The following is an 11,015-nucleotide window of genomic DNA, read 5'->3' as shown; positions in this document are numbered from 1 at the left end:
TACTTACCACTAGCGCTTTTCAACCTGTATTACGTGCCGCAGATAGCCTTGGTTCCTCTGAGAGATAATGCTTAATTGTGGTAACTTCGCTTGATACGCTTCTAAAATGGCTAAACTTCCATCACTGCTACCGTCATTCACCGCGATCACTTCAAAGTCTTGGTAGGTTTGCGCTATCAAGCTTTCTAAGCATTCTTCCAAGTATGGTGCTACATTATACACTGGTAGAATAATCGAGATACTAGACAAGTGCATGTCCTCCTACTTTCGCACGGCCAATCGAGTAATAGTGCATCCCTGCATCACTCGCGGCTTGTGTAGAAAAACAATTACGCCCATCATACACGCGTGCCTCGTTCATCTTTTGAAATAGAGATAAGTCCATCTCTTTAAATTCGTTCCATTCTGTAAAAATAAAACAAGCATCCGCCTTGTGCAACACTTCTTTTGAAGATATACCATACATTATCGTATCCCCAAAAATGGCTGCCAAATTAGTCATTCCAACCGGATCATACACATATATCTCGGCGCCTTCGTTCAATAACAATTGAATATTAGGAATCGATGGCGCTTCTCGTAAATCATCCGTTCCAGGCTTAAATGTTGCACCTAATACCGCAATCTTCTTACCTGCAAAGCTACTCATGTCTTTACGGGCCGCTCGAATCAACTTAAATCGCTGTTTCTCATTCACATCAATAGTTGCTTGAATCGTTCGAAGCGTGTACCCCTCCTCTTCTGCAAGCCAGTGTAACGCCTTGGTGTCCTTTGGAAAGCAAGACCCCCCATACCCAATGCCAGGTGATAAAAATTGTTTACCAATACGCGAATCACTTCCCATTCCGCGTGTCACTTCTTCAATATCCGCACCAACCACTTCACATAAATTGGCAATATCATTAATGAATGAAATCTTGAGCGCTAGAAAATCATTAGACGCATATTTCACCATTTCCGCACTACGACGATTCATTGTCAATACCGGCTGCCCGAACGGCTCATACATTTCAGCCAATATTTTCTGTGCTGCAATACTCTCTGTTCCAATCACGATACGCTCTGCTTGAAGCGTATCTCTTAACGCCGTTCCCTGTGATAAAAATTCTGGGTTAGATGCTACTTCTATCAACTCTTTGCTCTCCCCAAGCAATTCATCAAAGTAAGCTACTAACTTATCATTTGTTCCAATCGGAACTGTTGATTTAACAACCACTAGCGTTTGCTTCTCAACCGAATGTGCGATTTGTTTGCACACCGTATACAAGGCTTGTAGATTCGCTGAGCCATCCTCACTTTCAGGTGTCGCCACACCTACTATAATGACATCGGCTTTTGCGTAGGCTTTTTTATATTCTGTAGTAAAAGAAAGATTATTAGACTGACTCAATCCCGCTATCTTCTCTTCAAGCCCCGGTTCATAAATCGGTGATTGACCATTATTTAGCATCGCAATCTTCAATGGGTCTTTATCAACACAGGTCACTGTATGCCCAACATCAGCCAGACAAGTTCCTGTAACCAAGCCAACATAACCCGTACCCGCTACTGTAATATTCATAGTTATACATCCTCACTCTCATTTAATATAAATGCGAATCATATTAATACATGCCATATAAAAATAATTCCCTATATTCCTCCAATTCCATTTCACTTGGCCAATACGTGCCATTATTTCTCGTTGTCGCTCTCTCATTGATAAACTTCGATCCGTTGCAATCCCACGAATAACAATGGACAGTAAAAAGGAATCTCTCGCTTGTCGAGACAACACAACTGTATCTATCCATTCTTCCGAAAACCGCCAAATATTTTGTTGTCCCGTACGTTTTTCATTGCTAATCTGTTTATGATAAATTGTCTTAGCGCTATTCAAATGTTTGATCTTAATACCTGCCTGCTCCATCCGCAATATCAAATCCCAATCTTGGTGTTTTTTCAAACCGTCTGTGAATCGCACTTCCAACAATAGTTTCCTTGGTATTAATAATGTTGACGTTTGTATAAAACCTAGTGTTTTTCGCCTATGACGGCAAAACAAATATTCACCCACCGTATATTTATCATTCCATGAGGTCGCTGGTAGAATAAAAGTCTTCTTTTTGTTCTCCGCAGGATAGGTCAAGACTGAAGTAAAAGAAAGATGTCTGACATTCGGATTATCATCTAATAACGCTAACTGTTGCTCTATTTTATCTGGTAAAAACTCATCATCATCGTCTAATAAAGCAATCCATTTTCCACGCGCCATTTGAACACCAATATTTCTTGCAGTAGCACCGCCAACACCTTTTGTTTGATATATGCGAACATCGATCTCACCACCCGAGTATTTTTCAAGCATTTGCTTCGTTTCATCGTCTTCCCCATCAATTACCACACAAATCTCAATGGATGTATAGGTCTGCTTAAACACGCTTTTAATAGCTTGTTCTAATGCTCTAACACGATTCCTCGTCGGTATAATGACACTCACTAAATCCCGCATCTACTTACCACCCTGATAGTAATAATGATCCAATTTCTGCTTTTGATTATTAAAAATCACACCAAGAAATAATTTCGAACTTTGCTCTAAACGTCTACTAGCCTTGCGTGCTCGCTCTGTCACGGTGTAATCATTGCGGATTACAAGTACAGAAGCATCCGCTATCCCAGCCAATACTTGTGCATCCGCAACAGCTAAAATCGGTGGTGTATCCATAATAATATGATCAAAGTGCATCTCAAGCTCTGCCAAGACTATTTTTAATCGTTCTGAAGCCATGATGGTAGCTGGATTAAGCGGTATAATCCCAGCTTGAAGGATACTCAAATTCGGCGTATCGCTTTCAACAATTGCATTCTCAAGTGTCACATCTTTTTTGATAAGGCCCATTAAACCTAAAGATATACCATTTCGAAAATATTTATGAATCGTCGGCTTTCGTAAATCAACATCAATTAATAATGTCTTCTTACCTTTTTGAGCAAAGGCGATTGCTAAGTTACTAGAAATAAGTGATTTCCCAGAACTTGGATCGGCTGATGTTATCATGATTGATTTTATTCCCTGATCAATACCCATCAATTCAATATTCTCCACTACCATTCGAAATTGTTCTGACAATGGTGATAATGGCTTATTTTGAACAATTAGCTTATGATCTTCTCGCTCTATCTGTTTCAATTTCCGTTTCACCATTTCTTCTCATACCTCCGAATCTTTCGTTCTGCATCACGGCGATATTCACTATCGACAATATTTCCGATTGTACCGATAACAGGAATCTGTAAGCGCGAAGTTATTTCTTCTTCCTTCTTAAACCGCTCATCAAACATTCTTCTACCAAAACTAATAATAACTCCTACAACCAGCCCTGCTAACATCCCTGCCAACATTCCTAATTTGACATTCGGACTAATTTTTTTCGCTGTATAGGCATCTGCCAACAATTCAACATTATTGATCTTCATCATATCGGCTGTTTCTTTTAAGAAATTTTTAGTCACAATTTGTACGATACGAATCGCTGCTTCTGGGTTATCATCTACAACGTGTATATTGATAACTTGTGAGTTCTGTACACTATCAACTGACACCTTACTAGCAAGTGCTTCTAAAGTCATAGTTGGACTTATTTCCTTTGCTGCAATTTTCAATATCCTTGGACTCTTAATAACAACAGCATACGTATTCACCATCTGGATATTAGCCTGAATCTCTGAGTTTTGGACTGCTGTATTTTGGCCTTGAGCGCTTTGAGTAATCAAGACTTGTGATGTTGCCTCGTACTTTGGTGTAACCAAAAAGTTCAAATAGGCGAAGCTTCCCGCTGCAAGAAGAATCATACAACCAATGATTATCCATATATTTTTCCGTAATACCTCTAAAATTTCCTTTAATGTAATTGTTTCTTCCATAATCTATCCTTTCTAAATATCTGGTTTTTTCTCTTCATTTCCCAAAACAGTTCCCATTAGAAAAAAAGTCACGATACCCAGACTTGTTGTTAAATATAGCTCTGTAAAAAGAGAAGTAACTGCATATAAAAACAGTACCAACACAAAAGCTTGTAAATTGCCTGAGCGTTTACTTATCATAAGAAGAAATAAGAGAACAATACCTACAAAGCAAGCCATTCCAATATATCCAAACTGAGCAATAAACATTGCAATGTAACTATCATTCAAAAACTGAGGATTTTCTCTGGTAAATCCATAAATCCGATAATATTCTAATACATCATACAGAGGTGAATAGTTTTTTACAGAGCTACCAGATCCAAAAGTAGCGAATCCTGACCCAAACGGAGCATACATATCTGCCACCTTAAAAGCACCTTGGTAAAGTAGACTCCTTGCTGACGTTGTTGAAGACAATAATCGTGTATCAATTACTTCCCAAAAAGCCACAATCAAAATCACAGCTGGAGTAATAAGGTAGCTTATTTTAAAACTTTTCTTTTTTGCATAATGTTGAAACAACAACATAAAGAAATAGATGGCGATAAAGATTAGCCTTTATTTCGTGCAGCAAAGAAAATGACCATACTTCCCATCATGAGGAATGGGATATTGTAGCGTACATTTTTCAATCCGAGGAATAACATGCAGAAAAAGACAGTGGCACTTAAATATGTGGCGTGCGGGAATATTAAATATTGTGTTTTAATTCCCATCCTTATTTCAGTGGAGGGCCAAATTGGGTATACTAAGTTTAGAACTAGCAATAACGTTAAGCATCCTATTATCCATTTACTGTAGACAATGAGTCGATTTATTTGAGATGTGAAGAAGCCAGCTTTGAAAGCCAATCTTCCAAAGAAATAAGCGATAAAACATTTTGTGATACTCCAAATATCTAAGACAATAAACTTGATACTATAGATACTGGATGCTATGTTTCCAAATAGTCCTAGCATAACGATGACCACCAAAAGTCCGATAATCGTATATTCGTTTTTTGTAATAGATTTAGGTTTTTTTAGTTGAAAAATGATAATACCTAGCAAGCAGATAAACGCAATAGTATTATCGATGTTTAAAGCTTGTAGCGAAGGAATAGTTCCAATCACTGGTGCGAATAGGATCAGAGTAATAAAGGTGAAAAATAGGAAGCTAGCCATGTTGTTTTGCTGTAATTCATTTGATTTCAACTCAGGTTCCAACAACTATTCATCCCATTCTGTATAAATTTTTTCCCATTTCTTTAAATATGCTGGCATCGAGAATTTGTCTTCAACCTTCCAGTAAGCTTCTGTGCCCATCCGTTGGCGTAATTTATTATCCGTTATTAAGGTAAGCAATGCTGCTTCTAACTGCTTCGTATTCCCTGGCTCAATCAGCAAACCATTTTTTCCGTTGTCAATAATATCAGGTATTCCGCCAACATATGTGCTAATATTTGGAATACCTTGCGCCATTGTTTCTAAAATAGCCATTGGTAAGCCTTCTTGATAGGACGGGAGTATGTGAATCATCGTTTGCTGCATCGCGACTTCCTTTTGCTCAGCTGTAACCCAGCCACCAAGATGTACATTCAGAAGATTTCTCGTTTTGATGAGTTCTTCTATCTTCTTTATGTCTCCATCTCCATATAAATAAATCGGAATATCTGGATGTTTTTCTTGCAAAACGGCTGCCACATCGAGAATATCGTATGTTCCTTTACGTTTCCCAAGTTGACCAAAACAACTGATCTGCATTTCTTTTTTACTACCTTCCTGTCGCTCTGGAATCGGAACAGCATTGAACATGATCTCTGTTTTTATTCCGTATGCTGAAAAATATTGCTGCACTTCATCATTTAATACAATAACCTTATCTGATTTTTGTAATGTCTCAATGAGATGTCGTTGTAACAGTGGTTTACTTTCTCTGTGATAAGCATCAAAATGAGAACCGTGGATGTGTAGCAATACTTTTTTACGACATAGCTTTGTTAGCCTTACCGCAATAGCTTTCCTAAAGTAACTGCCATCTTGTGCAATGTGTATATGAACCAGATCTAGTTTCTTGCTACTTATCAAAATAGGTAACATTACCAAACCTATCACTGAAGATAGTGTACGCCTTATTAAGCTTCCTTCTTTCCAGCTCTCTAAATAGAAAATCTCGTTATTTTCAGATTTAAAATGATCTTTAAAATTCGAAATAACTGTTGCAATACCACCCTTAGCCTTAGATTCAGGTCCAAACATCAGAATTCTCATCCAATCTCAACCTCACTTTTTCTAGTTAATTTTTCTCGTAATATGTGGCCTAAGAAAACAGTATTTCCGATAATATATCTTTTAGCTAGCCGTTTTGGCTCTTGGATCATCTGATATAGCCATTCTAGATTTACATTTTGCATCCACATTGGCGCTCGCTTTAGTTCACCTGCTATAACATCAAAACTTCCACCCACCCCGATCGAAATCGGTACAGCCATTTCTTCCATGTGTTTATCTATAAAAAATTCTTTTTTAGGGCTTGGTAGAGCTACAAACAAAATGTCTGCTTTCGCCTTTTTTACGCCTTCCACAACGCTAGCTTCTTCATTTTGCTTAAAAAAGCCATTTTGATAGCCGACGATTTTCAAGGTTGGGTAATCTTGTTTTACTTTAATAACCATCTTTCTCAAAATAGCCTCGCTTGTTCCAAGAAAGTAAACACGATAACCTTTTTCAGCTGCAACTTCTAGCAATTGAGTCATGACATCAATCCCAGCCACTCGATCAATAACTGGCTTCTTCAAGATTCTGGCTGCTAATACCATTGACATACCATCAGGATTAATTAAGGTAGAATCATTTATTATTTTTTTAAATACAGGATTCTTTTTCATTAAGTTGATCTTATCAGCGTTGACACCCACATGATGTATCGGCTTTCTAGCTTTAATGTGATGCTCGATTTGTATGATTGTTTCAGGTAAACTGTGTGTATCAATGTTCGCGTCTAAAACCCGAATTCGTTTTGTCACTTCTAGTACAACCTCCTCTTTCAATCTATCATTAGATCTTGGGGTACTTTATAGAATATTATGTTTTTACATGCCACCACCTTTTCCTGTCAACTCACGTAACGTTCTCATCAAAATAATACAATTGAACTTAATGGAGCGTTGTCTTATATATTTTATATCTAGCTCTACCATTTCATTGAAACTCAACTTATTCCGCCCGCTCACTTGCCAAAGCCCCGTACATCCTGGCTTGACGAGTAATCGTAATTTATCATATTTCGTATATTCTACTACTTCTTCTGGCAAAGGTGGACGTGGGCCGACAACGCTCATGTGACCTTGTAGTACATTAAATAATTGAGGAAATTCGTCTAAGCTTGTCTTTCGGATAAATTTTCCAACCCTTGTGATTCGTGGATCATCTTTCAGCTTAAACATTAAGCCTTCCATCTCATTTTGCCCTAACAGCATTTGTTTTTGGTCTTCAGCATCGACAACCATGGATCGGAATTTATACATTTCGAAAGGTTTTTCATCCTGCCCAATACGAACTTGTTTAAAAAATATTGGAGCTTTTATATCAGTGAGTTTAATGATTAGCATGATCAAAAGGAGTACCGGAGCGCTTATAATCAATGCGAGTACAGCAATAATTATGTCTAGAACACGATATTTCCAGTCTTTACTTGCAGTCATTTGTAGTTTTTGGATTTCTTGTGATGAATAGAACAAACCAATCCACTTCCTTCATTATTTACTAGGAAAAGGCAGTAACCATTCAGCAACGGGTTCTTGACCCAGCTGAAACGTATAACTCATCCAGGCTTTTTCAAGGCTTGCAGGGATTTCAAAATAGATATATCCAGTGGTTTCTTCCTTAGCTTTTACTTCTTGACCTAGGCTATCTGCCTTCATTCCGTATATTTCGTATACTTTATTATCTTCATCTTTCAACGTAAAGTTGCCAGCTCCGATACCGATTGCTTTCGTTGTATTGTTTTCGACTTTGACTTCTACTTTCACAATACTTTTGCGATCACTAGCTGCTTTTTCTCGTGTTATTTTTGTTGGTGTAACTGTCATTTCTTTTGTACCTAATGCTTTGTTTAAATCTGATTCTTCTTTATTACATCCAGTCAATGCAATAGACATGAGTAATGCTACGAGTATAATTTTTATAATTTTTTTCATACATTCCTACCTTACTTTAGAAAAAAGGGGGCTATCATAATTGACGTGAATTACCGTGATAGCCCCCTTTTTCAAATTAGTTTATTGTAATTATTCTGAGATTGTAAGAACTTTTTCTGATAGTACCTTATTATCCTTACTGTAACCATAAACGATGACTTCGTCTGTTGCTTTAATTTTTTTGTCTGATACATAGATTTTGTATGTTCCATCTGCTGCTATCGTTCCACCATGATATATCTTTCCGTTGATAGAAATTGCGACTTTTGAAATATCACCAGTCAACGTTCCCCTAAGGTTTGTTTCTGTTAGTTTTAGGTCTGCTGTTAGGATTTCACCTTCAAATGGTGCTCTGATGTTTAATGTTGTTGATGATAGTAGATTGTTGTTTGCATCATAGAAGTTCATAATTACTTCTTGATCGGCAGTGCGGATTTTATCAAGTGCATAAAATTTCACAGTACCATTACCAACATCTCCACCCCAATGTTTCGTACCGTCAACAACTACACCAACTTTAGCAACATCGGAATTATTATACGTAGCATTGATGTAGCTATCACCAACTTTATAGTCAACAAGAGATACTTTTAAAGGTTCTACAATTTGAACTTGGAAAGATGTCTTGACTTGTTTGTCAGCAGCATGTAAATTAACAGTTACAACATCTCCAACAGTAGCAATCTTATCTTTGCCGTAGAATTTGAATGTTCCGTCAGCAGTTGTTCCGCCGTAATAGCGTTTCCCGTTAACATCAACACTCATGCCAGTTACTGGACCTGTGTAAGTCCCTGTAATATAAAGATCTCCAAGTGTATATTTAGCACTTTGTCCCTCGATTTCTACTTGCTCTTCATCTTCTTCTTGTTTCGATTTATCCAATTGATTTTGTGCCTTATCTAGGTCTTTTTGTAATTCTGCTTTTTTAGTTGCGTCTGTGATAGCGTCAATTTTTTCTTGCGCCTTATCAATCGCCTCTTGATCTTATTTCAGCTTTTAGTGAACCGTTCTTATCACCATTATTGAATAATTCGTCGACTGCTTGCTCTGCTTGTTTTGTTAATGCATTACGTTCATTCAGTAGTTCTTGTGCACGATCTAGATTTGTCTGTAATCCTGTTTTTAGTGATGGATCGCTAATTTTGTTAATCTCTGCTTGGGCGCTATCAATTGCCTCTTGATCTGTTGATGTTTTGATAGTATCAGTTGTTGGTGTGTTGCTTACAAATAATTGATTTACTGCATAATTTGCCACTGCTTTTTGTTCTTGATCTGCCGCTACTTGGTCTGTACGCGCATCTAGTAAGCTTTGGGCTTTGTCTAAATCAGCTTGACGAGCCGCTTTTACTGCTGCATCTGTCATGGCATCCACTAGTCTTTGGGCATCATTAATTTCTTTTTGCGTTGTTGTAGGTTTAATAGCATTGCTTGTTGATGTATCGTTATTGAATAATGTATCGACTGCTTGTTTCGCTGCCGCTTGTTTCGCTTGTTCTGTTGCTTCTGCTTCATTTTTTGCATCCAGTAAGTTTTGAGCTTTATTTAAGTCGGACTGGCGGACCGCTTTTACTCCTATATCTGTAATAGCATCCACTAATTTTTGGGCGTCATCGATCGCTTTTTGTGTTGTTGTAGGTTTGATGGCATTGCTTGTTGGGCTATTACTAGTGAATAATGCATCCACTGCTTGTTTCGCTGTCGCTTGTCTGGCTTCTTCCGCCGCCGCCGCTGCTGCTTTTTTAACATCTAGTAAGCTTTGAGCTTTGTTTAAGTCGGCTTGACGGGCCGCTTTTACTGTTGCATTTGTAATGGCATCCACTAGTTTTTGGGCATCATCAATCGCTTTTTGTGTTGTTGTGGATTTGATGGCATTACTTGTTGGCATATTGTTATTGAATAATGCATCGACTGCTTGTTTGGCTTGATCTTCCGTTCGAACTGCTACTTGTTCTTTTGCTGGGTTTAACTTATTTTGTAAAGCAGTCTTGTTCTCAGGAACAACAACCGCATCAATGATAGCTTGTACTTCATCGATATCTGCTTGTGTCACACCGCTTTTTAGCGTTGTGACATTTGGTGTTGTGAAAAGAGCATTCAACATATCTTGTGCTTGATCTGAGAAATCTTCACGTACTTGGAGGTTCTTTAATACCGTTTGACGATAACCATTAGGATTAGAATCACCAAATACTTTTGTCCTTCCAAACTCTGTTATTATGTCCACATCTGAAAGGGTTGACGTGAAGGTAAAGCCATTACTACGAGATTCTGTTTTATCACCATAAGTGGCTGTAAATAGGTTTTCACTCGTGTCGCCGCCCTTAATAGTCTGCATATGTGCCATGACTCTAACACGATCCTCACCTTCTTCTAATGACGCCGATTGATTATAATCTAAGTCATAACTCACATAATATTTTTTACCTACTGTCGTCGATATCGGTATGCTAGCATATATAGACCCACTTATCGCCTTATTAAGCCTCATACTAATGCTTGATTTTGAAACGGATACAAGGGATGATTTTACCCCATCAACCAGCCCCCATCCTTCCAGTTCATCAGTCCCGCGAGTAATGTTCTTGCTCTCGTACAGATATCTACCAAAATCAATCTCTTTATATTTAAATATATTGCCCGATGTTGTCTGCTCACCTGTAATCTTAACAAGATTAGGAGCACTATAACTTGTCGCCCTCGAACCTCCCGCTTCGCTTGCAAACGCTTCTGTAGATATAACGTTCAATGGTGTTGCGATACTTGTTCCTAAAATCGATGCTACTGTTAAGACACTTGCCAATTTTTTCATTTGCTTTTTATTCATAATTTTTTACTAACCTCTTTCGTTTCTCAATTTTTATCTCTTGCTAGCAAGGCTCTTTTATTACCT

At 37.9% G+C, this 11,015-nt stretch carries 13 protein-coding genes; all 13 read right to left on the bottom strand.

What is annotated here, in order from left to right; translation table 11 throughout:
- Positions 1-9: 9 nt before the first annotated feature.
- The 13 genes from PGRAN_RS14325 to PGRAN_RS14265 all read right to left on the bottom strand — a co-directional run bounded on the left by PGRAN_RS14325 (position 10) and on the right by PGRAN_RS14265 (position 10,949).
- Positions 10-249 carry a glycosyltransferase family 2 protein gene (locus PGRAN_RS14325; protein WP_036068156.1) on the bottom strand — a complete coding sequence of 80 codons (240 nt, stop codon included), beginning with the start codon at positions 247-249 and terminating at the stop codon, positions 10-12.
- Positions 242-1,561, bottom strand: coding sequence for a UDP-glucose dehydrogenase family protein (locus PGRAN_RS14320; RefSeq protein WP_036068154.1), 1,320 nt, complete (start codon positions 1,559-1,561; stop codon positions 242-244). The genes PGRAN_RS14325 and PGRAN_RS14320 overlap by 8 nt, the downstream gene beginning before the upstream one ends.
- An 18-nt stretch (positions 1,562-1,579) precedes the next feature.
- Positions 1,580-2,491 carry a glycosyltransferase family 2 protein gene (locus PGRAN_RS14315; RefSeq protein ID WP_051998675.1) on the bottom strand — a complete coding sequence of 304 codons (912 nt, stop codon included), beginning with the start codon at positions 2,489-2,491 and terminating at the stop codon, positions 1,580-1,582.
- Complete coding sequence (locus tag PGRAN_RS14310; protein WP_036068153.1) at positions 2,492-3,187, bottom strand: CpsD/CapB family tyrosine-protein kinase; 696 nt, start codon at positions 3,185-3,187, stop codon at positions 2,492-2,494.
- A complete protein-coding gene (locus PGRAN_RS14305; RefSeq protein WP_036068151.1) occupies positions 3,181-3,906 on the bottom strand; it encodes a YveK family protein in 726 nt (241 codons plus the stop codon). The genes PGRAN_RS14310 and PGRAN_RS14305 overlap by 7 nt, the downstream gene beginning before the upstream one ends.
- 12 nt (positions 3,907-3,918) lie before the next feature.
- Positions 3,919-4,314, bottom strand: coding sequence for a hypothetical protein (locus PGRAN_RS14300; protein ID WP_149024079.1), 396 nt, complete (start codon positions 4,312-4,314; stop codon positions 3,919-3,921).
- 185 nt (positions 4,315-4,499) lie between these two features.
- On the bottom strand, positions 4,500-5,153 hold the full coding sequence (locus PGRAN_RS14295; protein ID WP_149024078.1) for a hypothetical protein: 654 nt from the start codon (positions 5,151-5,153) through the stop codon (positions 4,500-4,502).
- Between the two features lie 3 nt (positions 5,154-5,156).
- Complete coding sequence (locus PGRAN_RS14290) at positions 5,157-6,197, bottom strand: glycosyltransferase family 4 protein (protein ID WP_036068144.1); 1,041 nt, start codon at positions 6,195-6,197, stop codon at positions 5,157-5,159.
- Complete coding sequence (locus PGRAN_RS14285) at positions 6,194-6,952, bottom strand: WecB/TagA/CpsF family glycosyltransferase (RefSeq protein WP_036068141.1); 759 nt, start codon at positions 6,950-6,952, stop codon at positions 6,194-6,196. Before PGRAN_RS14285 ends, PGRAN_RS14290 begins: the two co-directional genes overlap by 4 nt.
- A gap of 66 nt (positions 6,953-7,018) precedes the next feature.
- Positions 7,019-7,630, bottom strand: a complete 612-nt coding sequence (locus tag PGRAN_RS14280) for a sugar transferase (RefSeq protein WP_051998676.1) — start codon at positions 7,628-7,630, stop codon at positions 7,019-7,021.
- A 54-nt stretch (positions 7,631-7,684) separates the two neighbouring features.
- The gene (locus tag PGRAN_RS14275) at positions 7,685-8,125 is read right to left on the bottom strand and encodes a DUF4352 domain-containing protein (protein WP_036068136.1); all 441 of its coding nucleotides are present in this window, start codon (positions 8,123-8,125) and stop codon (positions 7,685-7,687) included.
- A gap of 90 nt (positions 8,126-8,215) precedes the next feature.
- Positions 8,216-9,007 (bottom strand): immunoglobulin-like domain-containing protein, encoded by a 792-nt coding sequence (locus PGRAN_RS14270; RefSeq protein ID WP_036068135.1) that lies wholly within the window; start codon positions 9,005-9,007, stop codon positions 8,216-8,218.
- Between the two features lie 85 nt (positions 9,008-9,092).
- Positions 9,093-10,949, bottom strand: coding sequence for a toxin Cry1Ac domain D-VI-related protein (locus tag PGRAN_RS14265; RefSeq protein WP_036068133.1), 1,857 nt, complete (start codon positions 10,947-10,949; stop codon positions 9,093-9,095).
- Positions 10,950-11,015: the final 66 nt, after the last annotated feature.

Origin of the sequence: Listeria grandensis FSL F6-0971, from assembly GCF_000525835.1 — a bacterium.
In the GTDB taxonomy this organism is placed as follows: domain Bacteria; phylum Bacillota; class Bacilli; order Lactobacillales; family Listeriaceae; genus Listeria_A; species Listeria_A grandensis.
The sequence above is the reverse complement of the archived record's forward strand: the minus strand, read 5'-3'. Positions and strand labels throughout refer to the sequence as shown.

What these genes read in the sequence shown, in the direction of transcription:
- PGRAN_RS14320 (WP_036068154.1), bottom strand. Translation starts at nt 1,561, where the DNA reads ATGAATATTACAGTAGCGGGTACGGGTTATGTTGGCTTGGTTACAGGA.
- PGRAN_RS14315 (WP_051998675.1), bottom strand. Translation starts at nt 2,491, where the DNA reads ATGCGGGATTTAGTGAGTGTCATTATACCGACGAGGAATCGTGTTAGA.
- PGRAN_RS14310 (WP_036068153.1), bottom strand. Translation starts at nt 3,187, where the DNA reads ATGGTGAAACGGAAATTGAAACAGATAGAGCGAGAAGATCATAAGCTA.
- PGRAN_RS14305 (WP_036068151.1), bottom strand. Translation starts at nt 3,906, where the DNA reads ATGGAAGAAACAATTACATTAAAGGAAATTTTAGAGGTATTACGGAAA.
- PGRAN_RS14290 (WP_036068144.1), bottom strand. Translation starts at nt 6,197, where the DNA reads ATGAGAATTCTGATGTTTGGACCTGAATCTAAGGCTAAGGGTGGTATT.
- PGRAN_RS14280 (WP_051998676.1), bottom strand. Translation starts at nt 7,630, where the DNA reads ATGACTGCAAGTAAAGACTGGAAATATCGTGTTCTAGACATAATTATT.
- PGRAN_RS14275 (WP_036068136.1), bottom strand. Translation starts at nt 8,125, where the DNA reads ATGAAAAAAATTATAAAAATTATACTCGTAGCATTACTCATGTCTATT.
- PGRAN_RS14265 (WP_036068133.1), bottom strand. Translation starts at nt 10,949, where the DNA reads ATGAATAAAAAGCAAATGAAAAAATTGGCAAGTGTCTTAACAGTAGCA.